Here is a 26,573-nt window from a genome sequence, read left to right as displayed (position 1 = left end):
CCGGAGGGAGAGTTGAAGAAGTCAAGAAGTAGACAACCAAGAACAAAAACATTATTTTTCAAACAAATGAGAAAAGCAAAACCAAAAAAACGCGTAATCCTTCCGGATCCCGTGTTTAATGATCAAAAGGTTTCTAAGTTCGTGAACCACTTGATGTATGATGGAAAGAAAAATACATCTTATGAAATCTTTTATGCCGCTCTGGAAACAGTGAAAGTAAAACTTCCTAACGAAGAAAAATCTGCTCTCGAAATCTGGAAAAAGGCTTTGGATAATGTAACTCCGCAAGTGGAAGTAAAGTCTCGCCGTGTAGGTGGTGCTACTTTCCAAGTTCCTACCGAAATCCGTCCGGACCGTAAAGAATCAATTTCAATGAAGAACCTGATTCTGTATGCTCGTAAAAGAGGTGGTAAATCAATGGCTGACAAGTTGGCTGCTGAAATTATGGATGCCTTCAATGAACAAGGCGGTGCATACAAACGTAAAGAAGATATGCATAGAATGGCAGAAGCTAACCGTGCATTTGCTCATTTTAGATTCTAATACTGTAAGAAACCAAATATAAACTTAAAGTAAAGGAATTGAAGATGGCTAAACATGATTTACATTTAACTCGTAATATCGGTATCATGGCTCACATTGATGCCGGAAAAACAACTACTTCTGAACGTATCTTGTTCTACACTGGATTGACTCACAAAATTGGTGAAGTTCATGACGGTGCTGCTACTATGGACTGGATGGAACAGGAGCAAGAACGTGGTATCACTATTACATCTGCTGCTACAACAACTAGATGGAAGTATGCTGGTGATACTTATAAAATTAACTTGATTGACACTCCGGGGCACGTTGACTTTACCGCAGAGGTAGAACGTTCATTGCGTATTCTTGATGGAGCTGTGGCTGCTTACTGTGCTGTTGGTGGTGTTGAGCCTCAATCGGAAACAGTATGGCGTCAAGCTGATAAATATAACGTTCCTCGTATTGCTTATGTAAATAAGATGGACCGCTCTGGTGCTGACTTCTTTGAAGTAGTTCGTCAGATGAAGGATGTTCTTGGAGCTAATCCATGTCCTATTGTTGTTCCCATCGGTGCTGAAGAATCTTTCAGAGGTCTTGTTGATCTTATCAAAATGAAAGCTATTTATTGGCATGATGAAACAATGGGAGCGGATTATACTGTAGAAGAAATTCCGGCAAATCTTGTTGACGAAGCGAATGAATGGAGAGATAAGATGCTTGAAAAAGTAGCTGAATTTGATGATGCTTTGATGGAGAAGTATTTCGATGATCCTTCTACTATTACTGAAGAGGAAGTGTTGAGAGCTCTTCGCAATGCAACAGTTCAAATGGCTGTAGTTCCTATGTTATGTGGATCTTCTTTCAAGAATAAAGGTGTTCAGACTTTGCTTGACTACGTTTGTGCTTTCTTGCCTTCTCCGCTGGATACAGAGAATGTTATCGGTACAAATCCTAATACAGGAGCTGAAGAAGATCGTAAGCCAAGTGATGATGAAAAAACATCGGCTTTGGCATTTAAGATTGCAACTGACCCATATGTGGGTCGTTTGACTTTCTTCCGTGTTTATTCAGGTAAAATTGAAGCAGGTTCTTATATTTACAACTCTCGCTCTGGTAAGAAAGAACGCGTTTCTCGTCTGTTCCAGATGCACTCTAACAAACAGAATCCGGTTGAAGTAATCGGTGCTGGTGATATTGGTGCAGGTGTAGGATTCAAAGATATTCGTACAGGGGATACTTTGTGTGATGAAACTGCTCCGATAGTACTTGAATCTATGGACTTCCCGGAACCGGTTATTGGTATCGCTGTAGAACCTAAGACTCAGAAAGATATGGATAAACTGTCTAACGGTTTGGCTAAATTGGCTGAAGAAGATCCGACGTTTACAGTGAAAACTGATGAACAAACAGGGCAGACTGTTATTTCTGGTATGGGTGAGTTGCACTTGGATATTATCATCGATCGTCTGAAGCGTGAGTTTAAAGTAGAGTGTAATCAAGGTAAACCACAGGTTAATTATAAAGAAGCTATCACTAAGACAGTTGATCTTCGTGAAGTGTATAAGAAACAGTCTGGTGGTCGTGGTAAATTTGCTGATATCATCGTTAAGATTGGTCCGGTTGATGAAGACTTCAAAGAAGGAGGTCTGCAGTTTATCGATGAAGTAAAGGGTGGTAATATTCCTAAGGAATTCATCCCTGCAGTTCAGAAAGGCTTTACGAATGCCATGAAGAGTGGCGTTTTGGCAGGTTATCCGCTGGATTCATTGAAAGTAACTTTGGTTGATGGTTCATTCCACCCAGTTGACTCTGACCAGTTGTCATTCGAAATCTGTGCAATGCAAGCCTATAAGAATGCATGCGCTAAGGCAGGTCCTGTTTTGATGGAACCTATCATGAAACTGGAAGTTGTAACTCCGGAAGAAAACATGGGTGATGTTATCGGTGACTTGAATAAACGTCGTGGACAGGTTGAAGGAATGGAATCTAGTCGTTCTGGTGCTCGTATCGTGAAGGCAATGGTTCCGCTGGCAGAAATGTTTGGTTATGTAACAGCTTTACGTACTATCACTTCTGGACGTGCAACTTCATCAATGACTTACTCTCATCACGCTCAACTTTCTTCTTCTATTGCCAAAGCTGTATTGGAAGAAGTAAAAGGACGTGCTGATTTACTCTAAAATATCTAAAGCAGCAGGCTAGCGAATGACTCTTAGCCTGCCGCTTTATCTTATTATAAATGTATTAATTAAAAAAAAATAATGAGTCAGAAAATTAGAATTAAATTGAAATCTTACGACCACAACTTGGTTGACAAGTCAGCTGAGAAAATTGTAAGAACTGTAAAAGCTACAGGTGCTATTGTTAGCGGTCCGATACCTCTGCCTACGCACAAGCGTATCTTTACTGTGAACCGTTCGACTTTCGTAAACAAAAAGTCTCGTGAGCAATTTGAACTCTCTTCTTATAAGAGATTGATCGACATCTATAGCTCAACAGCTAAGACAGTAGATGCTCTGATGAAGTTAGAATTGCCAAGTGGTGTGGAAGTAGAAATTAAAGTTTGATAATTAAAAAATAGTGAAATGCCAGGATTATTAGGAAAAAAAATCGGAATGACATCCGTTTTCAGTGCCGATGGTAAAAATGTACCATGCACTGTTATCGAAGCAGGTCCTTGTGTTGTTACTCAAGTTAAAACTGTAGAAAAAGATGGCTATGCAGCTGTTCAGTTGGGTTTCCAAGACAAAAAGGAAAAACATACAACTAAACCGTTGATGGGACATTTTAAAAGAGCAGGAGTAACACCGAAGAGACACTTGGCTGAGTTCAAAGAATTTGAGACAGAATTGAATCTGGGTGATACTGTTACCGTAGAGATGTTTAACGATGCTAACTTTGTTGACGTTGTTGGAACTTCTAAAGGTAAGGGTTTCCAGGGTGTAGTAAAAAGACATGGTTTTGGTGGTGTGGGTCAGGCTACTCACGGACAGCACAACCGCGCTCGTAAACCGGGTTCTATTGGTGCTTGTTCTTACCCTGCAAAAGTATTCAAGGGAATGCGTATGGGTGGACAACTTGGTGGTGACAGAGTCACTGTACAAAACTTGCAGGTATTAAAAGTAATCGCGGATCATAACCTTCTTTTGATCAAAGGTTCTATCCCGGGTTGCAAAGGTTCAATCGTATTAATTGAGAAATAATGGAAGTTAACGTATATAACATTAAAGGTGAAGACACTGGGAGAAAGGTTACGTTAAACGAATCTATCTTCGGAATTGAGCCCAACGACCACGCTATCTATTTGGATGTAAAACAATTTATGGCCAATCAGCGTCAGGGTACTCATAAGTCAAAAGAAAGAAGTGAAATCAGTGGTTCAACTCGTAAGATCGGTCGCCAGAAAGGTGGTGGCGGAGCTCGTCGTGGTGATATGAACTCACCGGTTCTTGTAGGTGGTGCCCGCGTTTTCGGTCCGAAGCCAAGAGACTACTTCTTTAAGTTGAATAAAAAAGTTAAGACATTGGCTCGTAAGTCAGCTTTGTCTTATAAAGCTCAAAACGATGCAATCGTTGTCGTTGAGGATTTCACATTTGAAGCTCCTAGGACAAAAGATTTCGTTGCAATGACAAAAAATCTTAAAGTTTCCGATAAAAAGCTACTTGTGATTTTACCGGAAGCAAATAAAAACGTATATTTGTCAGCTCGTAACATTGAGGGTGCTAATGTGCAGACTATCTCGGGATTAAATACTTACAGAGTATTGAATGCTGGGGTTGTTGTGCTTACAGAAAACTCTCTGAAGGCTATTGACAATATCTTAATTTAAAAAGGAGGCTTAAATAATGGGAATTATTATTAAACCGTTGGTAACAGAGAAAATGACTGCAATCACAGATAAGCTGAATCGTTTCGGCTTTGTTGTACGTCCTGAAGCTAACAAACTGGAAATTAAGAAGGAAATTGAAGCTCTTTATAATGTTACAGTAGTTGATGTGAATACTGTGAAGTATGCTGGCAAAAATAAGAGCCGTTATACCAAAGCAGGTATCATCAATGGTCGTACGAATGCTTTCAAAAAAGCAATCGTGACATTGAAAGAAGGAGATACTATTGATTTTTATAGCAATATTTAATAAAAATGGCAGTACGTAAATTTAAGCCCACAACACCGGGGCAAAGACATAAAATTATTGGTACTTTCGAAGAAATTACTGCATCAGTACCAGAAAAGTCTCTTGTATATGGTAAGAAATCATCTGGTGGTCGTAACAGCGAAGGTAAGATGACTATGCGCTACATTGGTGGCGGTCATAGAAAGGTGATTAGAATTGTTGATTTCAAGAGAAATAAGGACGGTGTTCCAGCAGTAGTTAAAACAATTGAATACGATCCGAATCGTTCGGCTCGTATCGCTCTGTTATTTTATGCTGATGGAGAAAAAAGATATATTATTGCTCCCAATGGATTGCAAGTTGGTGCGACTCTAATGTCAGGTGAAACAGCAGCGCCAGAGATTGGTAATGCTCTTCCTCTTCAAAACATTCCGGTGGGTACTGTGATTCACAATATCGAATTACGTCCGGGACAGGGTGCTGCTCTGGTTCGTTCAGCTGGTAACTTTGCTCAGTTGACTTCTCGCGAGGGTAAGTATTGTGTAATTAAGTTGCCTTCAGGTGAAGTTAGACAGATTCTTAGCACTTGTAAAGCTACTGTCGGTAGTGTAGGTAACTCTGATCATGGATTGGAAAGTTCAGGTAAAGCCGGACGTTCTCGTTGGCAAGGACGTCGTCCTCGTAACCGTGGTGTTGTAATGAACCCGGTTGATCACCCGATGGGTGGTGGTGAAGGACGCGCTTCCGGAGGTCATCCAAGATCACGTAAGGGATTGTACGCTAAGGGACTTAAGACTAGAGCTCCTAAGAAACAGTCGTCTAAGTACATTATTGAGAGAAGAAAAAAGTAATCTGATTAATTGAGTAAACTATGAGTCGTTCATTAAAAAAAGGTCCATATATTAACGTTAAGCTTGAAAAGAGAATTCTTGCCATGAATGAATCTGGTAAGAAAGTCGTAGTAAAGACTTGGGCCAGAGCTTCAATGATTTCGCCTGATTTTGTAGGCCATACAGTTGCAGTTCACAATGGAAATAAATTTATTCCTGTTTATGTTACCGAGAATATGGTAGGACACAAGTTGGGCGAATTTGCTCCAACTCGTACATTCAGAGGACATGCTGGTAACAAGAAAAGATAACAGGATTTATTTGAAATAATAAAGTAATAAATAATAATGGGAGCAAGAAAAAAAATATCGGCTGAAAAGAGAAAAGAAGCCCTTAAGACCATGTATTTTGCAAAATTGCAAAATGTTCCTACTTCTCCGCGTAAGATGCGTCTGGTTGCAGATATGATCCGTGGTATGGAAGTGAACAGAGCACTTGGTGTTTTGAAATTTTCTTCAAAAGAAGCTGCTGCAAGAGTGGAAAAATTGCTTCGCTCTGCAATTGCTAACTGGGAACAGAAAAACGAACGTAAAGCGGAAAGTGGCGAGTTGTTCGTAACACAGATTTTTGTTGATGGTGGAGCTACACTCAAAAGAATGAGACCGGCACCACAGGGTAGAGGTTATAGAATTCGCAAACGTTCAAATCACGTAACATTGTTCGTTGGTGCTAAAAGTAATAACGAAGATCAAAATTAAGGTAGATGGGACAAAAAGTTAATCCAATAAGCAACCGTTTAGGAATTATCAGAGGATGGGATTCTAACTGGTATGGTGGAAATGATTACGGTGATTCTTTGCTGGAAGATAGCAAAATCCGTAAATATCTTAATGCAAGACTTGCAAAAGCAAGTGTATCAAGAATCGTAATTGAACGTACGCTGAAGCTCGTTACTATTACTGTTTGCACTGCTCGCCCGGGTATTATTATCGGTAAAGGTGGCCAAGAAGTTGATAAGTTAAAAGAGGAGTTGAAGAAGGTTACCGACAAAGATATTCAAATCAATATCTTTGAAGTGAAGAGACCGGAACTGGATGCCGTGATTGTTGCTAACAACATCGCTCGCCAGGTTGAAGGTAAAATTGCCTATCGCCGTGCCATCAAAATGGCTATCGCAAACACAATGCGTATGGGTGCTGAAGGTATCAAAATTCAGATTTCAGGACGTTTGAATGGAGCTGAAATGGCACGTTCTGAAATGTATAAAGAAGGAAGAACTCCGTTGCACACTTTCAGAGCTGATATCGACTACTGTCATGCAGAAGCATTGACTAAAGTAGGTCTTTTAGGTATCAAAGTTTGGATTTGTAGAGGTGAAGTGTTTGGTAAGAAAGAATTGGCTCCGAACTTTACACAAAGCAAAGAAAGTGGTCGTGGAAACAATAGTGGAAACAACGGCGGAAAGAACTTCAAAAGAAAGAAAAATAATCGCTAAACGAATTTGAATTTTAGGAAACTATGTTACAACCGAAAAAGACAAAATTCAGAAGACAACAAAAAGGCCGTCAGAAAGGTAATGCCCAGAGAGGCAACCAGCTGGCCTTTGGTTCTTTTGGCATAAAGGCTTTGGAGACTAAGTGGATTACAGGCCGTCAGATCGAAGCTGCTCGTATTGCAGTAACAAGATATATGCAACGTCAAGGACAGATCTGGATCCGTATATTCCCGGATAAACCGATCACTAGAAAACCTGCCGATGTACGTATGGGTAAAGGTAAAGGTGCTCCAGAGGGATTTGTGGCTCCTGTGACTCCAGGTAGAATCATTATTGAAGCTGAAGGAGTATCTTACGAAATCGCGAAAGAAGCATTGCGCTTAGCTGCTCAAAAGCTTCCTATTACAACGAAGTTTGTCGTAAGACGTGATTATGATATTCAAAATCAAAATGCGTAAGTGTTATGAAAATTGCAGAAATAAAAGAAATGACTACTAATGATTTAGTAGAAAGAGTAGAGGCGGAAACAGCTAATTATAACCAAATGGTTATCAATCATTCTATTTCTCCTTTGGAAAATCCTGCTCAAATCAAACAATTACGCAGGACTATTGCGCGTATGAAAACAGAATTGCGCGAAAGAGAACTTAACAATAAATGATCAGCTTGATGGAAGCAAGAAATTTAAGAAAAGAAAGAACAGGGGTTGTGTTGAGCAATAAGATGGATAAGACCATCACAGTTGCTGCCAAATTTAAGGAAAAACACCCTATATATGGTAAGTTCGTTAGTAAAACGAAGAAGTACCATGCTCACGATGAAAAGAATGAATGCAATATCGGTGATACTGTAAGCATCATGGAAACTCGTCCTTTGAGCAAGACTAAAAGATGGAGATTAGTAGAAATAATTGAAAGAGCTAAGTAATTATGATACAAGTAGAATCCAGACTTACAGTATGTGATAACAGTGGAGCGAAAGAGGCGTTGTGTATCCGCGTTTTGGGTGGTACAGGCCGTCGTTATGCTTCAGTGGGGGATGTCATTGTAGTTTCAGTGAAGAGTGTTATCCCTTCTAGTGATGTTAAAAAAGGTGCAGTATCAAAGGCTTTGATTGTACGTACAAAGAAAGAAATCCGTCGTCCTGATGGTTCTTATATACGTTTTGATGATAATGCTTGCGTGTTGTTGAATAATGCAGGTGAAATTAGAGGTAGTCGTATTTTCGGTCCTGTAGCAAGAGAGCTTCGTGCTACAAACATGAAAGTTGTGTCACTTGCGCCTGAGGTACTTTAATTTGTAAAAGATTTAAGTAATGAGTAAATTACATATTAAAAAAGGCGATACAGTTTACGTAAATGCTGGCGAAGATAAGGGCAAAACTGGTCGTGTATTGAAGGTTCTTGTTAAAGAAGGACGTGCATTTGTAGAAGGTATCAATATGGTATCTAAAAGCACAAAACCGAATGCTAAGAATCCGCAAGGTGGTATCGTGAAGCAGGAAGCTTCTATCCACATTTCAAACTTGAATCCGGTTGATCCAAAAACTGGTAAAGCAACGCGTATTGGGAGAAAAAAGAGTTCGGAAGGAACTTTAGTGCGTTATTCTAAAAAATCAGGAGAGGAGATTAAGTAATGAGTAATACTGCTAGTCTTAAGAAAGAATATGCAGAGCGTATAGCACCTGCATTGAAATCACAGTTCCAGTATTCTTCTACAATGCAGGTACCCGTACTTAAGAAGATTGTTATCAATCAAGGGTTAGGTATGGCTGTTGCTGATAAGAAGATTATCGAAGTTGCAATCAATGAAATGACAGCTATCACAGGTCAGAAAGCTGTAGCTACCATTTCTCGTAAAGATATTGCAAACTTTAAGTTGCGTAAAAAAATGCCGATTGGTGTTATGGTAACTTTGCGTCGTGAAAGAATGTACGAATTCCTTGAAAAATTGGTTCGTGTAGCTCTTCCTCGTATTCGTGACTTTAAAGGTATCGAAAGTAAGTTTGATGGTAAAGGTAACTATACCCTTGGTATTCAGGAACAAATCATTTTCCCTGAAATAAATATCGATAGTATTACAAGAATTCTCGGAATGAATATTACCTTTGTAACCTCTGCGGAAACAGATGAAGAAGGTTATGCTTTGCTGAAGGAATTCGGTTTACCTTTTAAAAACGCTAAAAAAGACTAATAGATATGGCAAAGGAATCAATGAAAGCACGTGAAGTAAAACGTGCTAAATTAGTAGCCAAATACGCCGAAAGAAGAGCTGCTTTGAAGCAAATCGTAAGAACAGGTGATCCTGCTGATGCTTTTGAAGCTGCACAGAAGTTGCAAGAGTTGCCAAAGAATTCTAATCCGATTCGTATGCACAACCGTTGCAAACTGACTGGACGTCCTAAAGGTTATATTCGTCAATTCGGAATTTCGAGAATTCAGTTCCGTGAGATGGCATCTAACGGACTGATCCCAGGCGTAAAAAAAGCAAGCTGGTAATTATTGTTTAAATATTGTCAGGGTAGTCCTGATTAATTTAATTTATTTTTATATGACTGATCCAATAGCAGATTATTTAACGAGGTTGCGGAACGCGATTGGTGCAAAGCACAGAGTTGTTGAAGTTCCCGCTTCGAACTTGAAAAAAGAAATCACTAAGATTCTTTTTGAAAAAGGCTACATTCTTAATTATAAGTTTGTAGAAGATGGTCCTCAAGGAACTATTAAGGTTGCCTTGAAGTATGATTCTGTTAACAAAGTTAACGCAATCAAAAAGTTAGAAAGAATATCTTCTCCGGGTATGCGTAAGTATACTGGTTACAAAGATATGCCGCGTGTTATTAATGGGCTGGGTATTGCTATAATATCTACTTCCAAAGGTGTAATGACTAACAAAGAGGCTGCAGAACTGAAGATCGGTGGTGAAGTCTTGTGTTATGTATATTAATTAGGAGGAATTAGAATGTCAAGAATAGGAAAATTACCCATTAGTATCCCTGCTGGAGTGACAGTCACTCTGAAGGATAATGTGGTTACCGTAAAGGGACCCAAAGGCGAAATGAGCCAATATGTGAATCCTGCTATCAATGTTGCCATTGAAGACGGACACGTAACTTTAACAGAAAACGATAAAGAAATGCTTGATAACCCGAAGCAAAAACATGCTTTCCACGGTTTGTATCGCTCTTTGGTTCACAACATGGTTGTGGGCGTATCTGAAGGATACAAGAAGGAACTGGAACTTGTAGGTGTAGGTTATCGTGCTTCTAACCAAGGTAACATCATTGAGCTTGCTTTAGGTTATACACACAATATTTTCATTCAATTACCTGCTGAGGTAAAAGTTGAAACTAAGTCTGAAAGAAATAAGAATCCTCTTATTATATTGGAATCGTGTGACAAACAATTGCTTGGTCAAGTTTGCTCTAAAATACGTTCTTTCCGTAAGCCTGAACCATACAAGGGTAAAGGTATTAAGTTTGTTGGCGAAGTAATTCGTAGAAAGTCTGGTAAATCAGCCGGCGCTAAGTAATTCATATAAAATTAGATTATTATGACAACAAAAATAGAAAGACGAGTTAAGATCAAATATAGAGTACGCAACAAAATTTCAGGTACTACTGAATGTCCGCGTATGAGTGTATTTAGAAGTAACAAGCAAATTTATGTCCAGATTATCGATGATCTTTCTGGTAAGACACTGGCTGCCGCTTCTTCTTTAGGTTTGACTGATAAAGTTGCTAAAAAAGAACAAGCTGCTAAAGTGGGTGAAATGATTGCTAAAAAGGCTCAGGAAGCAGGTATAACTACTGTTGTTTTCGACCGTAATGGTTACTTGTATCATGGGAGAGTAAAAGAAGTAGCTGATGCTGCTCGTAACGGTGGACTTAAATTTTAATCATTATGGCAGGAGTTAATAATAGAGTTAAGATTACTAACGATATAGAACTGAAAGATAGATTGGTTGCTATTAATCGTGTTACTAAAGTTACCAAAGGTGGTAGAACTTTTAGTTTCTCTGCAATCGTTGTTGTAGGTAACGAAGAAGGTATCATTGGTTGGGGACTTGGTAAAGCAGGTGAAGTAACAGCTGCTATCGCTAAAGGTGTTGAATCAGCTAAAAAGAACTTGGTGAAAGTGCCTATTTTGAAAGGTACTGTTCCTCATGAACAATCAGCTAGATTTGGTGGTGCTGAAGTATTCATCAAACCTGCATCTCACGGAACTGGTGTTGTAGCTGGTGGTGCTATGCGTGCTGTTTTGGAAAGTGTTGGTGTTACTGATGTTTTGGCTAAATCTAAAGGTTCTTCCAATCCGCACAACCTTGTTAAAGCTACAATCGAAGCTTTGAGTGAAATGCGTGATGCAAGAATGGTTGCTCAGAACAGAGGTATTAGTGTTGAAAAAGTATTTAGAGGATAAGGAGGAGATATGTCAACTATAAAGATTAAACAAGTTAAAAGTAGAATTGGTGCTCCAGCTGATCAGAAAAGAACTCTTGATGCACTGGGACTTCGTAAACTGAACCGTGTGGTTGAACACGAAAGCACTCCTTCAATTCTTGGGATGGTAGATAAAGTAAAACACTTGGTTGCCATTGTTAAGTAATTATTTGTTGAATAATAAAACGAAATTACAATATGAACTTAAGTAATTTAAAACCTGCAGAGGGATCTACTAAGACAAGAAAAAGAATTGGACGTGGAACTGGTTCTGGCTTAGGCGGTACTTCTACAAGAGGTCATAAGGGAGCTAAATCAAGATCTGGATACTCTAAGAAGATCGGTTTTGAAGGTGGTCAGATGCCTCTTCAACGTCGAGTTCCTAAATTTGGTTTCAAGAATATTAATCGTGTAGAATATAAAGCCATCAATCTGGATACTATCCAGAAACTTGCTGAAGCTAAGAGCTTGGCAAAAGTTGGTGTAAACGACTTTATCGAAGCAGGATTTATATCTTCAAATCAGTTGGTAAAAGTATTGGGTAACGGAACTCTGACTAATAAGCTGGAAGTAGAAGCTCATGCATTCTCTAAGACTGCAACTGCTGCTATTGAAGCTGCTGGTGGAACTGTAGTAAAACTCTGATTCAATGAGAAAAGCTATTGAAACATTAAAGAATATATGGAAGATTGAGGATCTGAGACAGCGGATCCTCATCACCATATTGTTTGTGGCAATTTACCGTTTCGGATCATATGTCGTATTACCGGGTATCAATCCGGCGATGCTGGCTAAATTGCACGAACAAACAAGTGAAGGCCTTTTAGCCTTGTTAAATATGTTCTCTGGAGGAGCATTTTCTAATGCCTCTATTTTTGCATTAGGAATCATGCCTTATATCTCTGCATCTATCGTAATCCAGTTGTTGGGAATCGCTGTGCCGTATTTCCAGAAGCTGCAACGCGAAGGTGAGAGCGGCAGAAGAAAAATGAATCAATATACTCGTTATTTGACGATTGCTATATTGTTAGTTCAGGCCCCTTCTTATTTGCTCAATCTTAAAATGCAGGCTGGCCCTTCCTTAAATGCTTCATTAGATTGGACTCTGTTTATGGTTACCTCTACCATTATTTTGGCAGCAGGTAGTATGTTTATTTTGTGGCTTGGTGAAAGAATTACTGATAAAGGTATTGGTAACGGTATTTCATTTATCATCTTGATTGGTATTATCGCTCGTTTCCCTGATGCTTTGTTGCAAGAAGTTGTATCCAGAGTAGCAAATAAGAGTGGTGGTTTGATCATGTTTATAATTGAAATCGTATTCTTGTTATTAGTGATTGGTGCTGCTATTCTTTTGGTACAAGGTACAAGAAAGATTCCTGTACAGTATGCAAAAAGAATTGTTGGTAACAAGCAATATGGTGGTGCTAGACAGTACATTCCTTTGAAAGTGAATGCGGCTGGTGTTATGCCTATCATCTTTGCTCAGGCAATCATGTTTATTCCAATTACGTTTATCGGTTTTTCAAATGTAAATGATGCGGGCGGTTTCTTGCATGCGTTTACAGATCATACAAGTTTCTGGTATAATTTTGTTTTTGCGGTAATGATTATATTATTTACATATTTCTATACTGCAATTACAATTAATCCGACTCAGATGGCTGAGGATATGAAGAGAAATAATGGTTTCATCCCTGGTATTAAACCGGGAAAGAAAACTGCAGAGTATATTGATGATATAATGTCTCGTATTACTTTGCCGGGTTCTTTCTTCTTGGCTTTAGTTGCTATTATGCCTGCTTTTGCCGGTATATTCGGAGTGCAAGCAGGATTTGCTCAATTCTTCGGCGGTACATCTTTGTTAATTCTTGTAGGTGTTGTTCTTGATACACTGCAACAGGTTGAAAGTCATTTGTTGATGAGACACTATGATGGTCTGTTGAAATCTGGTCGTATTAAAGGACGCGCTGGTGTAGCGGCATATTAATTCTTTAGATTAGAAATGATATTTCTTAAAACAGAAGATGAAATAGAATTGCTCCGTCAGAGTAACCTGCTTGTTGGTAAAACTCTTGCAGAGGTTGCCAAACTGGTGAAGCCTGGTGTGACTACACGTGAGTTGGATAAAGTTGCTGAAGAGTTCATTAGAGATCATGGGGCAACTCCAACTTTCAAGGGATTCCCGAATCAATATGGAGAACCATTTCCCGCATCTCTTTGTACTTCTGTTAATGAACAGGTTGTACATGGAATCCCAGGGGATATTGTACTGAAAGATGGCGATATCGTATCAGTGGATTGTGGGACTTACATGAATGGTTTTTGTGGTGATTCTGCTTATACTTTTTGTGTAGGAGAGGTGGACGAAGAAGTTCGTAACTTGTTGAAGGTGACTAAAGAAGCGTTATATATTGGCATTCAGAACGCAGTGCAAGGCAAAAGAATCGGAGACATCGGGTATGCTATTCAGCAATATTGTGAGTCTCACTCTTATGGTGTAGTGCGTGAGTTTGTTGGTCATGGCATCGGTAAAGAGATGCACGAAGATCCTCAAGTGCCTAATTATGGTAAAAGAGGATATGGACCTTTGATGAAAAGAGGCCTTTGCATAGCGATAGAGCCGATGATAACATTGGGAGACCGGCAAGTGATTATGGAACGTGACGGATGGACTGTGAGGACCAGAGATCGTAAATGTGCTGCACATTTTGAACATACGATAGCTGTTGGAGCTGGTGAAGCTGATATTTTGTCTTCATTCAAATTCATAGAAGAAGTTTTAGGAGATAAAGCAATATAATATGGCAAAGCAATCTGCAATAGAACAAGATGGAGTTATAGTTGAAGCATTGTCAAATGCAATGTTTCGTGTTGAATTAGAAAACGGACATGAGATTACTGCACATATTTCAGGTAAGATGCGGATGCATTACATCAAGATCTTGCCGGGAGATAAAGTGAGAGTCGAAATGTCTCCTTACGACTTATCGAAAGGAAGAATTGTGTTTAGATATAAATAAAATAAGATATGAAAGTAAGAGCATCATTAAAGAAACGCACGCCAGAATGTAAGATCGTTAGACGTAATGGCCGTTTGTATGTTATTAACAAGAAAAATCCTAAGTATAAACAACGTCAAGGATAATTTGTTATTTTTGCAAAAAAAATAATTAAGTATATGGCTATAAGAATAGTTGGTGTAGATTTACCTCAGAACAAAAGAGGTGAAATTGCGTTGACCTATGTATATGGAATAGGTCGCAGTAGTTCAGCAAAAATTTTAGATAAAGCTGGTGTAGATAAAGATCTGAAGGTTAAAGACTGGACAGATGATCAAGCTGCTAAGATTCGTGAGATTATCGGTGCAGAGTATAAAGTGGAAGGTGATCTTCGTTCTGAAATCCAATTGAACATTAAGCGATTAATGGATATTGGTTGCTATCGTGGTGTACGTCACCGTATTGGTCTGCCTGTTAGAGGTCAGAGCACAAAGAACAATGCACGTACTCGTAAAGGTAGAAAGAAAACCGTTGCTAATAAGAAAAAAGCTACTAAATAATAATTGTTGATATGGCAAAAAAAACAGTTGCAGCTTAAAAAGAGAAATGTGAAAGTAGACGCTAATGGACAGTTGCATGTTCATTCATCTTTCAACAATATTATTGTTTCTCTTGCAAACAGTGAAGGGCAGATTATCTCTTGGTCATCTGCTGGTAAAATGGGATTTAGAGGTTCTAAAAAGAATACTCCTTATGCAGCTCAGATGGCTGCCCAGGATTGTGCAAAGATTGCATTTGATCTTGGCCTGAGAAAGGTAAAAGCATATGTGAAAGGTCCAGGTAACGGACGTGAGTCTGCTATTAGAACTATCCACGGTGCTGGTATCGAAGTTACTGAAATCATTGACGTAACTCCGCTTCCACATAATGGTTGTCGTCCTCCAAAAAGACGTAGAGTTTAATTTACCTTTAACTTACAATGATCTTGATTTTGTTTTTGGATTACATTTAATTTCTCTCTGTAATCGCGGCTGCAACAAATTAAGTTCATGAATAAACAATTAAATATTTAAAAAGAAATGGCTAGATATACTGGACCAAAATCGAGAATCGCCCGTAAATTCGGTGAGGGAATCTTTGGAGCTGATAAAGTTTTGTCAAAGAAGAACTATCCTCCCGGACAACATGGTAATTCAAGAAAAAGAAAAACTTCTGAATACGGTGTGCAACTTCGTGAAAAGCAGAAAGCTAAATACACCTATGGAGTTCTAGAAAAACAATTCCGCAATTTGTTTGAAAAAGCAGCTACTGCTAAAGGTATTACCGGTGAGGTACTTCTTCAATTGTTGGAAGGCCGTCTTGACAACGTAGTATTCCGTTTGGGTATTGCTCCTACACGTGCTGCTGCTCGTCAGTTGGTTAGTCACAAGCATATTACTGTAGATGGTGAAGTGGTAAACATCCCTTCATTTGCAGTAAAACCAGGACAATTGATTGGTGTTCGTGAAAGATCTAAATCTTTGGAAGTAATTGCTAATTCTCTTGCAGGTTTCAATCACAGCAAGTATGCTTGGTTGGAATGGGACGAAGCTTCTAAGGTTGGTAAAATGTTGCACATACCTGAAAGAGCAGACATTCCTGAGAACATTAAAGAACATTTGATCGTTGAATTGTATTCTAAATAATAATTAATTTCATGGCGATATTAGCATTTCAAAAACCTGATAAAGTATTAATGTTGGAGGCGGACTCCAGATTCGGTAAATTCGAATTCCGTCCGTTGGAACCGGGTTTTGGTATTACTGTAGGTAATGCATTACGCCGAATCCTTCTTTCTTCATTAGAGGGTTTTGCTATCACTACTATCAGAATTGATGGTGTGGAGCATGAATTTTCTAGTGTACCTGGAGTAAAAGAGGATGTTACCAACATTATCTTGAATCTGAAACAAGTGAGATTCAAGCAAGTAGTTGAAGAGTTCGAGAGCGAAAAAGTGAGCATCACTGTCGAGAATTCCAGTGAATTTAAAGCAGGTGACATAGGTAAGTATTTGACTGGATTTGAAGTGTTAAATCCGGAATTAGTTATTTGTCATTTAGATTCTAAGTCAACTATGCAGATTGATATTACAATTAACAAAGGCCGTGGTTATGTACCTGCTGATGAGAATCGCGAGTATTGCACGGATGTTAATGTAATTCCAATCGACTCTATTTATACACCGATACGTAATGTCAAGTATGCTGTAGAAAACTTCCGTGTAGAACAGAAGACTGACTACGAAAAGCTAGTACTTGAAATTAGTACCGACGGTTCTATACATCCGAAAGAAGCGCTGAAAGAAGCTGCAAAAATTCTGATTTATCACTTCATGTTGTTCTCTGACGAGAAGATCACGCTTGAAAGTAATGATACTGATGGCAATGAAGAGTTTGATGAAGAAGTATTGCACATGCGTCAGCTGTTGAAAACCAAACTCGTTGATATGGACTTGTCAGTTCGTGCCCTCAATTGCTTGAAGGCTGCTGACGTAGAAACTCTCGGTGACTTGGTACAATTCAACAAAACTGACCTGCTGAAATTCAGAAACTTCGGAAAGAAATCGCTTACCGAGCTTGATGATTTGCTGGAAAGTCTGAATCTGTCGTTTGGAACCGACATTTCTAAATATAAATTAGATAAAGAATAAAAAATGAGACATAATAAAAAATTCAATCATTTAGGTCGTACTGCTTCTCATAGAAGCGCTATGTTATCTAACATGGCTTGCTCTTTGATCAAGCACAAAAGAATCACTACGACTGTTGCAAAGGCGAAAGCTTTGAAAAAGTTTGTTGAGCCTTTGATTACTAAGTCTAAAGAAGATACTACGAACTCTCGTCGTGTTGTATTTAGCAATTTGCAAGATAAGATTGCAGTAACAGAGTTGTTCAAAGAAATCTCTGTTAAGATTGCTGATCGTCCGGGTGGTTATACTCGTATTATCAAGACTGGTAACCGTTTGGGTGACAATGCAGAAATGTGCTTCATCGAGTTGGTTGACTACAATGAAAACATGGCTAAGGAAAAAGTGGCTAAGAAAGCTACTCGTACTCGTCGTTCGAAGAAATCTGCTGAAGCTGCTCCTGCTGCTGTTGAAGCTCCTGCAACTGAAGCTCCTAAGGCTGAAGAACCAAAAGCTGAATCAGCTGAATAATTTTACAGTTATTCTTATAGATATAAAAAGGGCTACCCTCATAGGTAGCCTTTTTTGTTTGTCTGCCGTTTACTAATACTAAGATACATTAAAATATATCTTAATAGAACTTTTCATAGAGAGAATCTGTTATATTTGCAAGTGAATATGGCAAAATTTGTAAAGGTAATATTGTTTCTGTTGCTGACAGTTGCTTTTCATAGCATAGCAGGCAATATTTCTACCGCGAAAGTGGTGGATGAACAGGAGCGTGCTATTACATATGCAATGAGACAACATGGGGAAATCAGCGCACCGGATCTTCCAGGTAAGCCTGTGGCTGAATTGAACAACTCGCAAAGCCATCAAATATCTGTAACACGTATTCAACGTGTGCAACTTGGAGAATATTTCTTTTCTTTGAAGAATGCGCTACAATGTTGTGCTGATCGTGAGAACTCACTTTCACAACACTTGGGGCGGATTTATGGTACAACAACTTCCTATTACTGCCAGCCATCAAGTGAATACTATGTATATACTTTGAGGCGCATAATTATTTAGTAGTAACTTATTAGTTTTGTTTATTTTGTGGTTACTGGTATCTTCTGTAATACCGGTGACTATATCTTTTTATCTTTATATTTTCACTAATAATTTAAACTTTAAATATTATGGCAACTACTCAAATGATTGATGCTACTATCTTCACATCTTCACACCCCGATATCGCAAAACGTACAAGTATTTCAGGAGTTTTAATTTCTTCTGTAATGTTATTGGTCGGTATCTTAGCTTTTGCTTCCACTTTCGAATTGGATGATAAGTCTTCTACGGTTAGTATGGCTTTGATGGTTCTGGGAACAGGTTTATTCCTTATGGGGATTTTCCGTCTCTTCTGGAAATCAAAAGAAGTTATTTATTTGCCAACCAAAAGTGTGGCTAAAGAGCATAGTATATTTTTTGATTTGAAACACATGGATGCTTTGAGGGATCTTGTGAATTCGGGGGCATTCTCTGCAGGTTCGAATATAAAGAGTGAGGCTAGTGGTAATATACGTATGGATGTGATACTCTCTGCTGATAAAAAATTTGCAGCTGTACAGTTATTCCAGTTTATACCTTATACATATCAGCCAATAACATCAGTGCAGTATTTCACTAATGAACAAGCTTCAGCGGTCATAGCATTTCTGGCAAAAAGTAAAATGCAGTAAAAGTATATCTCCAGAAACTGTTTAACTTTGTTTTCCGGCAGATTAAAACAGGTAGCTTGAAATTTTATATTCAGTTTGCTGCTGCTAAATAAAGCAGGTTTTGGATGTTACCGCAATAGAAAACTTTGATTTTCATATAAGGAATGGGGATTAGTCGTTAATGACGGCGATTCCCATTTTCTTCATTAAGAAGCAGGCATTCATATTTTGTGCAACTCCATTTCTCATTTGGTAAGAGAAGGTAAGTTCGTTGTTCGTAATGTCAGCTTCGAAACAGTAATTCCGGATATTTTGTGGGAAGGAGTCCACTAAAGTCCCTAGCAACAAGTCATGGGTGGCGATGATGCCATTGGTGTTCATGTGCATGAATTGTTTGATGAGGGCGAAAGAACCTTTCTGTTTATCCATGGAGTTTGTACCTTTCAATATTTCATCAAGGATGATGAAAAGTTCTTCTCCTGCTTCAAGCTTGTCTATGATTAATTTAAGTCGCTTGAGTTCGGCAAAGAAATAAGATTCGTTGTCGGCTAAGGAGTCACTGGTCCGAAGACTGGTAACGAGGCGAGCCGGATATATTTTCATCTGCTTTGCCCAAACGGGAGCCCCTATACATGCTAGTAGATAGTTCACTCCTACAGTACGTAAATACGTGCTTTTTCCTGCCATATTGGCTCCTGTGATAATAATAAAGAAAGGACGTTTTTCAATGTCTATTCCGTTGCGTACACATTTGTTGCGATCCATTAAAGGATGCCCCAAAGCTTCAGCCTGCAGATGGAAAGATTGAGCAGCAATGGTAGGATAGATATAATCCGGATGATTATATGCGAATGTTGCCAGAGAACAATAAGCATCAATCTCTCCGATGGTTTCTATCCAGCGGGGGAGATCGGATGCATGGATTTCTTTCCACTTCTCGATTCGCATTACTTGGCGCAGCTCCCAGAATATCAGTCCGTTGAGTATCGTGCTTATTAGCAGATTACTTCGTTGATCGAGCGCGTTCATCAGTTTTGAAAGCTGGCGTACTGCTTGAGAAGCGGTTTGATTCTGGCTTGTAAGCTCCGCTTTTAACTTTTGCAGTATATGGCTTTGCATTTCTTTCTGTTCAGTGAGAAGAATCTGGTCGGCGTATGTCGAAAGAATTTGTAGCTTTTCCCCGTAGGTCGTTTGCAATTTAGTGATTCCTTTAGAGAAAATAGTGCTGAATAATACAAAGCTAACAAATACTCCTCCAGCTATATTAGCCGAGATAATACCTAAAATGGCTAAACCTATACATAAGAAATTAATGATCGTTACCGCTGTCGGGAGGATACGTAGAAGCGTTCGCTTCCGATAATAACTTGGACTGTTTGCCCATTCCTTGATTTCGGTGGTATCGGCAGGTTTTCCTTTATAGAGTAAGCCGAGTAAGCGGATTTGTTGACGATATTCTAAGTCTGTGGACAATTCATGTATAGCTTCCTGGCGATGTTCAATAGCTTCTTTGTTTTCCAGATGTGCATTGAACCAGTTTGCAAGATGCTGTTTGCCAATAGGCGTTGCAGTGCGGTTGATGTATTGGAAAAGAGAATGTTCACCAAATACGTCTAAATCAAGAGTGTAGAGATGAGATGGATTAACAAATTCTTTTCCGTCATCAAAATCAGAAAAGTCATATTGCATGGCACGTAGCTCCTGCTCATTGATTTCTATTTTCTTTTTCAGAAAATCTTTCCGATAGAACCAGAAATTATGGCGTTTTACCAGCCAGATGAATAAGATAAAAGGTAGGATAGCAAAAGCAAAGAGACATAACCACCCATCAGGCCAAAAGATTATAGCATTTGCTACAGCTCCTACGAATAAGATCAGACGGAGGAGACTGATATAATAGATACGTTTCCGGGCATTCTGTAACTCCAGTTCTGTTTTCTGAATGATTTGCTGATATGTAGTAATGATCTGCTCTTGTTTTTCCATGACAAATTTAATTCTTTTCCACAAAGGTAATATAATTCATAACGGTCGGGATAAGAGCTTGTTTTTGTCGAGAGCAGATTTACTGTTTATTAACGGAAGATAGAAAGGAATAACAAGCTCATATTGCGACTTGCCTGGATAACGCCTTTGCTAGCTGTAAGGAATGGGTATATAAGTTCTGTTTCCGTTTAACGAAAGTAGGGGGTATTTCCTGATAGTAGTTTTTTTTCAATATTTCTTTTCTCATTCTTGCATTTATCCGCTAAAATTTATAACTTTCCACTCGAAAAGGCGTTAGACAGGAAAGGAGGATGCTTATGAAGAAAGGATATATCTTATGTTTGCTGATAAGCGTGATTAGCCTTCCGTTAATTGCGCAGAATGTTATTTATTCCAACCTGAAAGAGTTGTTGGCTCAACATGGCGATACGACAGCCGTGTTGCGTATAGAAAAAACGCTCCAGAAATCAGATTGTATTGACAGGAGGGGCTGATTACCGGATAACAGCCGGTGATGACGAGTCGATGTGCCGACGTTTGAAGAAGCGTTGTTTTGCCGTGCGTGACGAAAAAGGAGATTTATATTTGAATTGTCGTAAGTTGCGCTATAAAAAGTTACGCTTCGGAGCATGGTATGCCCCTGCCGTTCAGTTGGGGAAAAATATCTATTTTTGTGCCATGCCTTTAGGCTCGGTTATCGGAGGAAACTTTGTGGAAGAAGATGACGTAAAACTGGGAGGGAATATCGGTGATGCTCTTGCCGCTTCAAGCTTGGTTACGAAACGTGTCTGTTATGAGCTAAATGGTGAAACAGGAAAAGTCGATTTTCTGGGGAAAGATAAAATGCTTCAATTATTGAAGAATGATCCGGAACTGAGACAGGCATATTTGAACGATGATAGCCAGGAGGCGAAGCATACCTTTAAATATTTGTTGGAGTTGCGGAATAAGCAAAAAAAGTAACCTTGTCGATCTTTGTTGGTATAGCAGGGAAGGAGTGTATTCATATACAACCATGGTCATAGTGATATGATTAGGGGTGCGGATTATGTCAATAGCATAGAACTCATAGCTCTGATTTAATGGAAAAATCCGCTATCCATTTTAATAAAAGACCTATTAATCCGTTTGGATAAAAGGCCTGCATTTGTATCTGTATAAAAGTATAAGCGACTCTTGAGATGGCTTATATCTTATCATTCTATTAAATTGTAAACCTAATAATGCCTTTCTGATAATAAAACCGTCTTTTTTCTTGCCTTTTATCTTCTTTTTTTCTATATTGCGAAGAGTTATAAGACTGTATTGCTTACAGTTTGTAATCCTTAATTCTGTTTATTATGAGAATAACTCTTGGCAACACACTACCTCCTTATCCGGATTTTGTAGAAGGTATCCGGAGAGCTCCCGACCGTGGTTATACACTTACCCCGGCGCAGACAATCACAGCATTAAAAAACGCTTTGCGTTATATTCCCTCCGAGTGGCACGAGCAACTGGCTCCTGAATTTATGGAAGAACTACGCACTCGCGGGCGGATTTACGGATACCGTTTCCGTCCTGCCGGAGACTTGAAAGCAAAGCCGATTGATGAATATCAAGGACAATGTATTGAGGGCAAAGCCTTTCAGGTAATGATTGATAATAACCTTTGCTTCGATATCGCCTTATATCCCTATGAGCTTGTTACTTACGGTGAAACCGGGCAAGTCTGCCAAAATTGGATGCAATATCGACTGATCAAGCAATATATGGAAGAACTTACCCAGGAACAGACACTGGTTATTGAATCCGGACATCCATTAGGGCTTTTCCGCTCCCGTCCCGATGCTCCCCGCGTTATAATTACCAATTCGATGATGATCGGGCAATTCGACAATCAACATGATTGGCATATTGCCGCCCAGATGGGAGTTGCCAATTACGGACAGATGACAGCCGGAGGCTGGATGTATATCGGCCCTCAAGGGATTGTTCATGGCACTTTCAACACCCTCCTGAATGCCGGACGATTGAAACTCGGTATTCCACAAGACCAAGATTTGCGGGGACACTTATTTATTTCTTCCGGTTTGGGAGGAATGAGTGGTGCACAACCTAAAGCAGCCGAAATAGCAGGAGCAGTCTCCATCATAGCCGAAGTAGATCGTTCACGCATTGAAACACGCTATCGCCAAGGATGGGTGGGGCATGTGACTGCAGATATAACAGAAGCATACCGGATGGCAGCTGAAGCAATGCGACGCCGTGAACCTTGTTCCATTGCCTATCATGGAAATATAGTAGACCTACTCGAATATGCCGAGCGAGAAAAGATTCTGATCGAACTATTATCCGATCAAACCTCCTGTCATGCCGTTTACGAAGGTGGATACTGCCCTGCCGGACTGACTTTCGAGGAACGCACACGACTTCTTCACGAATCGCCGGAGCAATTCCGTCACTTGGTAGACGTATCTCTACGCCGTCATTTCGAAGTTATCAAGAAACTGGTAGCCCGCGGAACTTATTTCTTTGATTATGGAAACTCCTTCATGAAAGCCATATACGATGCCGGAGTAAAAGAAATCTCCCGTAATGGCGTTGATGAAAAAGACGGATTTATCTGGCCGAGCTATGTCGAAGATATTATGGGGCCCCAACTTTTTGATTACGGCTACGGTCCGTTCAGGTGGGTCTGTTTGAGTGGTAAACACGAAGATCTGATAAAAACAGACCGCGCGGCTATGGAATGTATCGACGTCCATCGGCGTGGTCAGGATCTGGACAACTACAATTGGATACGGGATGCAGAAAAGAATCAACTCGTGGTGGGTACACAGGCACGTATTCTTTATCAGGATGCAGTTGGAAGAATGAAGATAGCTCTCCGTTTCAATGAGATGGTTCGCCGGGGTGAAGTAGGACCTATTATGCTGGGACGAGACCACCACGATGTAAGCGGTACGGATTCTCCTTTCCGGGAGACGTCGAATATCAAAGACGGAAGTAATGTGATGGCAGATATGGCTGTGCAATGCTTTGCCGGAAATTGTGCCCGTGGAATGAGTCTGGTAGCCTTGCACAATGGAGGCGGAGTCGGTATCGGCAAAGCAATCAATGGCGGTTTTGGTATGGTATGCGACGGTAGCGAACGGGTAGATGAAATACTTCGTTCGGCAATGCTTTGGGACGTGATGGGAGGAGTAGCCCGCCGTTCATGGGCGCGTAATCCGCATGCGATGGAAACGAGTGAAGCATTTAATGAGTCCCATGCAGGAGATTATCAGATAACAATGCCTTATGTGGCGGACGAAGAATTAATAAAGAAGATAGTTCCATATATTGTGGGAAAGTAGTCTCACAATATAAGAGAAAACATTCCCATAAAATGAGGGAATAAATTCCCATAATATATGGAATAGTTTAAACATGCAGTTATTTTGGATAAACCAAGTAGTTATTTGATGTAAAACATATAGTTATTCAGTAAAGTATAACCTCTATAATAATAGATATTTGATATGAGTTGGAATAAGATTATTGAATGCGTCCCCAATTTTAGTGAGGGACGTGATTTGGAGAAAATAGATCAGATAGTAGCACCTTTCCGTGGTAAAGCTGGAGTAAAACTGCTTGATTATAGTAATGATGAAGACCATAACCGTCTGGTTGTCACACTTGTGGGAGAGCCGGAAGCACTGTGTGAAGCAGTAGTTGAAGCCGTTGGTGTAGCTGTCCGTTTGATAGACCTGAATCAGCACACCGGGCAACATCCTCGTATGGGAGCGGTAGATGTAATTCCTTTCATCCCGATTAAGAACACCAGTATGGAAGAAGCCATTGAGCTTTCTAAAAAAGTGGCTGCGAAAGTTGCGGAGCTATCTAATCTTCCCGTCTTTCTGTATGAAAAGTCCGCTACTGCACCACACCGGGAAAATCTCGCTTCCGTTCGTAAAGGCGAATTTGAAGGAATGGCCGAAAAGATCAAACTGCCCGAATGGCAACCTGACTTCGGACCTGCTGAACGACATCCGACCGCAGGTACCGTAGCAATCGGAGCCCGTATGCCACTCGTAGCCTACAATGTCAATCTAAGTACAGATAATCTGGAGATAGCCACTAAGATAGCGAAAAATATCCGCCATATCAATGGAGGCCTCCGTTATGTAAAAGCAATGGGAGTGGAGCTGAAAGAGCGAAACATCACCCAAGTGTCCATTAACATGACCGACTATACCCGTACCGCACTTTACCGTGCCTTCGAACTGGTACGTATCGAGGCCCGTCGTTACGGTGTTACGATTGTAGGTAGCGAAATAATCGGCCTTGTACCGATGGAAGCTCTGATTGATACCGCTTCCTACTATCTCGGACTCGAAAACTTTTCCATGCAGCAAGTTCTCGAAGCTCGTATCATGGAATAGACAATAAGAAAATAGAATGAATCACAATTGCTTTATGGCAAACATCATTCTAAAAGAACGTCCCATTCATATCTCCATTTATTATATGAACTAATTATGATGAACTATTTATGAGTGAAAACCTAATCATATTTAACGCCCGTATCGTAACCCCCATCGGCTTTTCCGCCCGTAAAGGAGAGGAAATGTCCCAACTGCAAATCATAGAAAACGGAACCGTGGAAGTGACCAAAGGAATCATTACCTACGTTGGTGAAAACCGTGGCGAAGACCGGGATGGTTACTACCAGCACTACTGGCATTATAACGCTCGCGGACATTGCCTTTTGCCCGGTTTCGTCGATTCCCATACCCATTTTGTATTTGGCGGAGAACGTTCCGAAGAATTTTCCTGGCGTCTGAAAGGCGAAAGCTATATGTCAATCATGGAGCGGGGAGGGGGAATTGCAAGTACCGTAAAAGCCACCCGGCAAATGAACTACCTGCAACTTCGTTCAGCCGCCGAAAGCTTCCTGAAGAAGATGAGCACTATGGGAGTAACCACCGTAGAAGGTAAAAGTGGCTACGGTCTGGATCGGGACACAGAATTACTACAACTAAAAGTAATGCGCAGCCTGGATAACGCCGAGCATAAACGCGTCGATATAGTCTCCACTTTCCTCGGCGCCCACGCCCTTCCCGAAGAATATGCAGGAAGAAGCGACGAATACATCGACTTCCTGATTCGTGAAATGCTTCCCCTTATCCATTCCGGTAAGTGGGCAGAATGTTGTGATGTCTTTTGCGAACAAGGCGTTTTCTCTGTCGAACAATCCCGTCGCCTGCTTCAGGCGGCCAAAGAGCACGGTTTCTTGTTGAAACTTCATGCCGACGAAATCGTCTCTCTCGGCGGTGCCGAACTGGCCGCCGAACTCGGAGCACTATCTGCCGACCATCTCCTGCACGCTTCCGATGCCGGCATCCGTGCAATGGCCGATGCCGGAGTAGTAGCTACGCTGTTACCTCTGACAGCTTTCGCCTTGAAAGAACCCTATGCGCGAGGTCGTGAAATGATTGACGCCGGTTGTGCTGTGGCACTTGCCACCGACCTGAATCCCGGTAGTTGTTTCTCCGGTTCCATCCCGCTGACCATTGCTTTGGCCTGTATCTATATGCAAATGAGCATCGAAGAAACCATCACCGCTCTCACCCTGAACGGAGCCGCCGCTCTTCAACGAGCCGACCGGATTGGAAGCATTGAAGTAGGCAAACAAGGCGATTTCATCATCCTCAATTCCGACAACTATCATATTCTACCTTACTATATAGGCATGAATTGCGTAATCATGACTATTAAAGGCGGCATACTTTATCCCGTCACTTAATAGTTGAAAAACTCTCATTCATTAATCACTTAAAAAAAT

The 26,573-nt window shown here is 40.1% G+C and carries 37 protein-coding genes and 2 pseudogenes; 38 read left to right on the top strand and 1 reads right to left on the bottom strand.

What is annotated here, in order from left to right; all coding sequences use genetic code 11:
- Nucleotides 1-66 precede the first annotated feature (66 nt).
- The 34 genes and pseudogenes from rpsG to NXV01_RS02150 all read left to right on the top strand — a co-directional run bounded on the left by rpsG (nucleotide 67) and on the right by NXV01_RS02150 (nucleotide 18,799).
- Nucleotides 67-543 (top strand): 30S ribosomal protein S7, encoded by a 477-nt coding sequence (gene rpsG / locus NXV01_RS02315; protein ID WP_148365523.1) that lies wholly within the window; start codon nucleotides 67-69, stop codon nucleotides 541-543.
- A 44-nt stretch (nucleotides 544-587) separates the two neighbouring features.
- The gene (gene fusA / locus NXV01_RS02310; RefSeq protein ID WP_148365522.1) at nucleotides 588-2,705 is read left to right on the top strand and encodes an elongation factor G; all 2,118 of its coding nucleotides are present in this window, start codon (nucleotides 588-590) and stop codon (nucleotides 2,703-2,705) included.
- An 81-nt stretch (nucleotides 2,706-2,786) separates the two neighbouring features.
- The gene (rpsJ, locus tag NXV01_RS02305) at nucleotides 2,787-3,092 is read left to right on the top strand and encodes a 30S ribosomal protein S10 (protein ID WP_002558075.1); all 306 of its coding nucleotides are present in this window, start codon (nucleotides 2,787-2,789) and stop codon (nucleotides 3,090-3,092) included.
- An 18-nt stretch (nucleotides 3,093-3,110) separates the two neighbouring features.
- On the top strand, nucleotides 3,111-3,728 hold the full coding sequence (gene rplC / locus NXV01_RS02300; protein ID WP_148365521.1) for a 50S ribosomal protein L3: 618 nt from the start codon (nucleotides 3,111-3,113) through the stop codon (nucleotides 3,726-3,728).
- Nucleotides 3,728-4,354: a 50S ribosomal protein L4 gene (rplD, locus tag NXV01_RS02295; RefSeq protein ID WP_259021640.1), complete on the top strand. Its 627-nt coding sequence runs from the start codon at nucleotides 3,728-3,730 to the stop codon at nucleotides 4,352-4,354. Before rplC ends, rplD begins: the two co-directional genes overlap by 1 nt.
- A 16-nt stretch (nucleotides 4,355-4,370) precedes the next feature.
- A complete protein-coding gene (gene rplW / locus NXV01_RS02290) occupies nucleotides 4,371-4,661 on the top strand; it encodes a 50S ribosomal protein L23 (RefSeq protein ID WP_004296347.1) in 291 nt (96 codons plus the stop codon).
- Nucleotides 4,662-4,666: 5 nt separating this feature from the next.
- On the top strand, nucleotides 4,667-5,491 hold the full coding sequence (gene rplB, locus NXV01_RS02285) for a 50S ribosomal protein L2 (protein WP_148365520.1): 825 nt from the start codon (nucleotides 4,667-4,669) through the stop codon (nucleotides 5,489-5,491).
- A 20-nt stretch (nucleotides 5,492-5,511) separates the two neighbouring features.
- The gene (rpsS, locus tag NXV01_RS02280) at nucleotides 5,512-5,781 is read left to right on the top strand and encodes a 30S ribosomal protein S19 (protein WP_004296345.1); all 270 of its coding nucleotides are present in this window, start codon (nucleotides 5,512-5,514) and stop codon (nucleotides 5,779-5,781) included.
- A gap of 36 nt (nucleotides 5,782-5,817) precedes the next feature.
- Complete coding sequence (gene rplV, locus NXV01_RS02275) at nucleotides 5,818-6,228, top strand: 50S ribosomal protein L22 (protein ID WP_004296344.1); 411 nt, start codon at nucleotides 5,818-5,820, stop codon at nucleotides 6,226-6,228.
- Nucleotides 6,229-6,233: 5 nt separating this feature from the next.
- Nucleotides 6,234-6,965: a 30S ribosomal protein S3 gene (rpsC, locus tag NXV01_RS02270; protein ID WP_004296343.1), complete on the top strand. Its 732-nt coding sequence runs from the start codon at nucleotides 6,234-6,236 to the stop codon at nucleotides 6,963-6,965.
- A 23-nt stretch (nucleotides 6,966-6,988) separates the two neighbouring features.
- Entirely contained in the window at nucleotides 6,989-7,423 is a 435-nt protein-coding gene (gene rplP, locus NXV01_RS02265; RefSeq protein WP_004291234.1) for a 50S ribosomal protein L16, read from the top strand.
- Nucleotides 7,424-7,428: 5 nt separating this feature from the next.
- Complete coding sequence (gene rpmC, locus NXV01_RS02260) at nucleotides 7,429-7,626, top strand: 50S ribosomal protein L29 (protein ID WP_004296342.1); 198 nt, start codon at nucleotides 7,429-7,431, stop codon at nucleotides 7,624-7,626.
- Entirely contained in the window at nucleotides 7,623-7,892 is a 270-nt protein-coding gene (gene rpsQ, locus NXV01_RS02255; protein WP_004296341.1) for a 30S ribosomal protein S17, read from the top strand. Before rpmC ends, rpsQ begins: the two co-directional genes overlap by 4 nt.
- A gap of 2 nt (nucleotides 7,893-7,894) precedes the next feature.
- The gene (gene rplN / locus NXV01_RS02250; protein WP_004296340.1) at nucleotides 7,895-8,260 is read left to right on the top strand and encodes a 50S ribosomal protein L14; all 366 of its coding nucleotides are present in this window, start codon (nucleotides 7,895-7,897) and stop codon (nucleotides 8,258-8,260) included.
- Between the two features lie 19 nt (nucleotides 8,261-8,279).
- Nucleotides 8,280-8,600 (top strand): 50S ribosomal protein L24, encoded by a 321-nt coding sequence (gene rplX / locus NXV01_RS02245; protein WP_004296339.1) that lies wholly within the window; start codon nucleotides 8,280-8,282, stop codon nucleotides 8,598-8,600.
- Entirely contained in the window at nucleotides 8,600-9,157 is a 558-nt protein-coding gene (gene rplE, locus NXV01_RS02240; protein ID WP_004296338.1) for a 50S ribosomal protein L5, read from the top strand. The genes rplX and rplE overlap by 1 nt, the downstream gene beginning before the upstream one ends.
- 5 nt (nucleotides 9,158-9,162) lie before the next feature.
- The gene (gene rpsN, locus NXV01_RS02235) at nucleotides 9,163-9,462 is read left to right on the top strand and encodes a 30S ribosomal protein S14 (RefSeq protein WP_004296337.1); all 300 of its coding nucleotides are present in this window, start codon (nucleotides 9,163-9,165) and stop codon (nucleotides 9,460-9,462) included.
- A 52-nt stretch (nucleotides 9,463-9,514) separates the two neighbouring features.
- Nucleotides 9,515-9,910: a 30S ribosomal protein S8 gene (gene rpsH, locus NXV01_RS02230; protein WP_004296336.1), complete on the top strand. Its 396-nt coding sequence runs from the start codon at nucleotides 9,515-9,517 to the stop codon at nucleotides 9,908-9,910.
- Nucleotides 9,911-9,925: 15 nt separating this feature from the next.
- Nucleotides 9,926-10,495, top strand: a complete 570-nt coding sequence (rplF, locus tag NXV01_RS02225) for a 50S ribosomal protein L6 (protein ID WP_004296335.1) — start codon at nucleotides 9,926-9,928, stop codon at nucleotides 10,493-10,495.
- A 21-nt stretch (nucleotides 10,496-10,516) separates the two neighbouring features.
- Nucleotides 10,517-10,861 carry a 50S ribosomal protein L18 gene (gene rplR / locus NXV01_RS02220; protein WP_004296334.1) on the top strand — a complete coding sequence of 115 codons (345 nt, stop codon included), beginning with the start codon at nucleotides 10,517-10,519 and terminating at the stop codon, nucleotides 10,859-10,861.
- Between the two features lie 5 nt (nucleotides 10,862-10,866).
- Nucleotides 10,867-11,385, top strand: a complete 519-nt coding sequence (gene rpsE, locus NXV01_RS02215; protein ID WP_004296333.1) for a 30S ribosomal protein S5 — start codon at nucleotides 10,867-10,869, stop codon at nucleotides 11,383-11,385.
- A gap of 9 nt (nucleotides 11,386-11,394) precedes the next feature.
- Entirely contained in the window at nucleotides 11,395-11,571 is a 177-nt protein-coding gene (rpmD, locus tag NXV01_RS02210) for a 50S ribosomal protein L30 (protein ID WP_004296332.1), read from the top strand.
- Nucleotides 11,572-11,603: 32 nt separating this feature from the next.
- A complete protein-coding gene (rplO, locus tag NXV01_RS02205) occupies nucleotides 11,604-12,050 on the top strand; it encodes a 50S ribosomal protein L15 (RefSeq protein WP_044655423.1) in 447 nt (148 codons plus the stop codon).
- Nucleotides 12,051-12,054: 4 nt separating this feature from the next.
- Complete coding sequence (secY, locus tag NXV01_RS02200; RefSeq protein WP_004296330.1) at nucleotides 12,055-13,395, top strand: preprotein translocase subunit SecY; 1,341 nt, start codon at nucleotides 12,055-12,057, stop codon at nucleotides 13,393-13,395.
- A 15-nt stretch (nucleotides 13,396-13,410) separates the two neighbouring features.
- Nucleotides 13,411-14,208, top strand: a complete 798-nt coding sequence (gene map, locus NXV01_RS02195) for a type I methionyl aminopeptidase (RefSeq protein ID WP_148365519.1) — start codon at nucleotides 13,411-13,413, stop codon at nucleotides 14,206-14,208.
- Between the two features lies 1 nt (nucleotide 14,209).
- A complete protein-coding gene (gene infA / locus NXV01_RS02190; protein WP_002558052.1) occupies nucleotides 14,210-14,428 on the top strand; it encodes a translation initiation factor IF-1 in 219 nt (72 codons plus the stop codon).
- Nucleotides 14,429-14,436: 8 nt separating this feature from the next.
- Nucleotides 14,437-14,553 carry a type B 50S ribosomal protein L36 gene (ykgO, locus tag NXV01_RS02185; protein ID WP_002558051.1) on the top strand — a complete coding sequence of 39 codons (117 nt, stop codon included), beginning with the start codon at nucleotides 14,437-14,439 and terminating at the stop codon, nucleotides 14,551-14,553.
- A 33-nt stretch (nucleotides 14,554-14,586) separates the two neighbouring features.
- Nucleotides 14,587-14,967, top strand: a complete 381-nt coding sequence (gene rpsM / locus NXV01_RS02180) for a 30S ribosomal protein S13 (protein ID WP_004296328.1) — start codon at nucleotides 14,587-14,589, stop codon at nucleotides 14,965-14,967.
- An 11-nt stretch (nucleotides 14,968-14,978) separates the two neighbouring features.
- Nucleotides 14,979-15,369, top strand: a pseudogene (gene rpsK / locus NXV01_RS02175) (30S ribosomal protein S11).
- 117 nt (nucleotides 15,370-15,486) lie between these two features.
- Entirely contained in the window at nucleotides 15,487-16,092 is a 606-nt protein-coding gene (gene rpsD / locus NXV01_RS02170; protein WP_004296326.1) for a 30S ribosomal protein S4, read from the top strand.
- Nucleotides 16,093-16,103: 11 nt separating this feature from the next.
- Nucleotides 16,104-17,096 (top strand): DNA-directed RNA polymerase subunit alpha, encoded by a 993-nt coding sequence (locus NXV01_RS02165; RefSeq protein ID WP_004296325.1) that lies wholly within the window; start codon nucleotides 16,104-16,106, stop codon nucleotides 17,094-17,096.
- Between the two features lie 3 nt (nucleotides 17,097-17,099).
- Entirely contained in the window at nucleotides 17,100-17,603 is a 504-nt protein-coding gene (gene rplQ, locus NXV01_RS02160) for a 50S ribosomal protein L17 (RefSeq protein WP_099145751.1), read from the top strand.
- A gap of 147 nt (nucleotides 17,604-17,750) precedes the next feature.
- Nucleotides 17,751-18,146, top strand: a complete 396-nt coding sequence (locus tag NXV01_RS02155) for a hypothetical protein (protein WP_099145770.1) — start codon at nucleotides 17,751-17,753, stop codon at nucleotides 18,144-18,146.
- A gap of 110 nt (nucleotides 18,147-18,256) precedes the next feature.
- Nucleotides 18,257-18,799, top strand: a complete 543-nt coding sequence (locus NXV01_RS02150) for a hypothetical protein (protein WP_099145752.1) — start codon at nucleotides 18,257-18,259, stop codon at nucleotides 18,797-18,799.
- Nucleotides 18,800-18,949: 150 nt separating this feature from the next.
- On the opposite strand, the gene NXV01_RS02145 is transcribed toward NXV01_RS02150, so the two are convergent.
- Nucleotides 18,950-20,764 (bottom strand): MutS family DNA mismatch repair protein, encoded by a 1,815-nt coding sequence (locus NXV01_RS02145; RefSeq protein ID WP_099145753.1) that lies wholly within the window; start codon nucleotides 20,762-20,764, stop codon nucleotides 18,950-18,952.
- 317 nt (nucleotides 20,765-21,081) lie between these two features.
- Between NXV01_RS02145 and NXV01_RS02140 the strand changes: the two are divergent.
- The 4 genes and pseudogenes from NXV01_RS02140 (at nucleotide 21,082) to hutI (ending at nucleotide 26,534) form a co-directional block, all read left to right on the top strand.
- Nucleotides 21,082-21,727: pseudogene (locus NXV01_RS02140) on the top strand (DUF6563 family protein).
- A gap of 377 nt (nucleotides 21,728-22,104) precedes the next feature.
- Complete coding sequence (locus NXV01_RS02135) at nucleotides 22,105-24,102, top strand: urocanate hydratase (protein WP_259021639.1); 1,998 nt, start codon at nucleotides 22,105-22,107, stop codon at nucleotides 24,100-24,102.
- Nucleotides 24,103-24,267: 165 nt separating this feature from the next.
- Complete coding sequence (gene ftcD, locus NXV01_RS02130) at nucleotides 24,268-25,170, top strand: glutamate formimidoyltransferase (RefSeq protein WP_148365514.1); 903 nt, start codon at nucleotides 24,268-24,270, stop codon at nucleotides 25,168-25,170.
- A 110-nt stretch (nucleotides 25,171-25,280) separates the two neighbouring features.
- Nucleotides 25,281-26,534, top strand: a complete 1,254-nt coding sequence (gene hutI / locus NXV01_RS02125) for an imidazolonepropionase (RefSeq protein ID WP_195649634.1) — start codon at nucleotides 25,281-25,283, stop codon at nucleotides 26,532-26,534.
- Nucleotides 26,535-26,573: the final 39 nt, after the last annotated feature.

Origin of the sequence: Bacteroides sp. BFG-606, from assembly GCF_024788145.1 — a bacterium.
In the GTDB taxonomy this organism is placed as follows: domain Bacteria; phylum Bacteroidota; class Bacteroidia; order Bacteroidales; family Bacteroidaceae; genus Bacteroides; species Bacteroides vicugnae.
Note: the sequence above shows the minus strand (reverse complement) of the source record. Positions and strands in the feature narration are given on the sequence as shown.

Coding starts and splice junctions, on each gene's coding strand:
- map (WP_148365519.1), top strand. CDS start 13,411: ATGATATTTCTTAAAACAGAAGATGAAATAGAATTGCTCCGTCAGAGT.
- NXV01_RS02150 (WP_099145752.1), top strand. CDS start 18,257: ATGGCAACTACTCAAATGATTGATGCTACTATCTTCACATCTTCACAC.
- rpsC (WP_004296343.1), top strand. CDS start 6,234: ATGGGACAAAAAGTTAATCCAATAAGCAACCGTTTAGGAATTATCAGA.
- infA (WP_002558052.1), top strand. CDS start 14,210: ATGGCAAAGCAATCTGCAATAGAACAAGATGGAGTTATAGTTGAAGCA.
- rpsH (WP_004296336.1), top strand. CDS start 9,515: ATGACTGATCCAATAGCAGATTATTTAACGAGGTTGCGGAACGCGATT.
- rpsE (WP_004296333.1), top strand. CDS start 10,867: ATGGCAGGAGTTAATAATAGAGTTAAGATTACTAACGATATAGAACTG.
- rpsD (WP_004296326.1), top strand. CDS start 15,487: ATGGCTAGATATACTGGACCAAAATCGAGAATCGCCCGTAAATTCGGT.
- NXV01_RS02155 (WP_099145770.1), top strand. CDS start 17,751: ATGGCAAAATTTGTAAAGGTAATATTGTTTCTGTTGCTGACAGTTGCT.
- ykgO (WP_002558051.1), top strand. CDS start 14,437: ATGAAAGTAAGAGCATCATTAAAGAAACGCACGCCAGAATGTAAGATC.
- rpsJ (WP_002558075.1), top strand. CDS start 2,787: ATGAGTCAGAAAATTAGAATTAAATTGAAATCTTACGACCACAACTTG.
- rpmD (WP_004296332.1), top strand. CDS start 11,395: ATGTCAACTATAAAGATTAAACAAGTTAAAAGTAGAATTGGTGCTCCA.
- rpsG (WP_148365523.1), top strand. CDS start 67: ATGAGAAAAGCAAAACCAAAAAAACGCGTAATCCTTCCGGATCCCGTG.
- rplW (WP_004296347.1), top strand. CDS start 4,371: ATGGGAATTATTATTAAACCGTTGGTAACAGAGAAAATGACTGCAATC.
- NXV01_RS02135 (WP_259021639.1), top strand. CDS start 22,105: ATGAGAATAACTCTTGGCAACACACTACCTCCTTATCCGGATTTTGTA.
- rpsN (WP_004296337.1), top strand. CDS start 9,163: ATGGCAAAGGAATCAATGAAAGCACGTGAAGTAAAACGTGCTAAATTA.
- rplX (WP_004296339.1), top strand. CDS start 8,280: ATGAGTAAATTACATATTAAAAAAGGCGATACAGTTTACGTAAATGCT.
- NXV01_RS02145 (WP_099145753.1), bottom strand. CDS start 20,764: ATGGAAAAACAAGAGCAGATCATTACTACATATCAGCAAATCATTCAG.
- rplV (WP_004296344.1), top strand. CDS start 5,818: ATGGGAGCAAGAAAAAAAATATCGGCTGAAAAGAGAAAAGAAGCCCTT.
- rplF (WP_004296335.1), top strand. CDS start 9,926: ATGTCAAGAATAGGAAAATTACCCATTAGTATCCCTGCTGGAGTGACA.
- hutI (WP_195649634.1), top strand. CDS start 25,281: ATGAGTGAAAACCTAATCATATTTAACGCCCGTATCGTAACCCCCATC.
- rplP (WP_004291234.1), top strand. CDS start 6,989: ATGTTACAACCGAAAAAGACAAAATTCAGAAGACAACAAAAAGGCCGT.
- rplN (WP_004296340.1), top strand. CDS start 7,895: ATGATACAAGTAGAATCCAGACTTACAGTATGTGATAACAGTGGAGCG.
- rpsQ (WP_004296341.1), top strand. CDS start 7,623: ATGATCAGCTTGATGGAAGCAAGAAATTTAAGAAAAGAAAGAACAGGG.
- rpsS (WP_004296345.1), top strand. CDS start 5,512: ATGAGTCGTTCATTAAAAAAAGGTCCATATATTAACGTTAAGCTTGAA.
- secY (WP_004296330.1), top strand. CDS start 12,055: ATGAGAAAAGCTATTGAAACATTAAAGAATATATGGAAGATTGAGGAT.
- rplQ (WP_099145751.1), top strand. CDS start 17,100: ATGAGACATAATAAAAAATTCAATCATTTAGGTCGTACTGCTTCTCAT.
- rplR (WP_004296334.1), top strand. CDS start 10,517: ATGACAACAAAAATAGAAAGACGAGTTAAGATCAAATATAGAGTACGC.
- rplB (WP_148365520.1), top strand. CDS start 4,667: ATGGCAGTACGTAAATTTAAGCCCACAACACCGGGGCAAAGACATAAA.
- rpmC (WP_004296342.1), top strand. CDS start 7,429: ATGAAAATTGCAGAAATAAAAGAAATGACTACTAATGATTTAGTAGAA.
- rplO (WP_044655423.1), top strand. CDS start 11,604: ATGAACTTAAGTAATTTAAAACCTGCAGAGGGATCTACTAAGACAAGA.
- ftcD (WP_148365514.1), top strand. CDS start 24,268: ATGAGTTGGAATAAGATTATTGAATGCGTCCCCAATTTTAGTGAGGGA.
- fusA (WP_148365522.1), top strand. CDS start 588: ATGGCTAAACATGATTTACATTTAACTCGTAATATCGGTATCATGGCT.
- NXV01_RS02165 (WP_004296325.1), top strand. CDS start 16,104: ATGGCGATATTAGCATTTCAAAAACCTGATAAAGTATTAATGTTGGAG.
- rplC (WP_148365521.1), top strand. CDS start 3,111: ATGCCAGGATTATTAGGAAAAAAAATCGGAATGACATCCGTTTTCAGT.
- rpsM (WP_004296328.1), top strand. CDS start 14,587: ATGGCTATAAGAATAGTTGGTGTAGATTTACCTCAGAACAAAAGAGGT.
- rplD (WP_259021640.1), top strand. CDS start 3,728: ATGGAAGTTAACGTATATAACATTAAAGGTGAAGACACTGGGAGAAAG.
- rplE (WP_004296338.1), top strand. CDS start 8,600: ATGAGTAATACTGCTAGTCTTAAGAAAGAATATGCAGAGCGTATAGCA.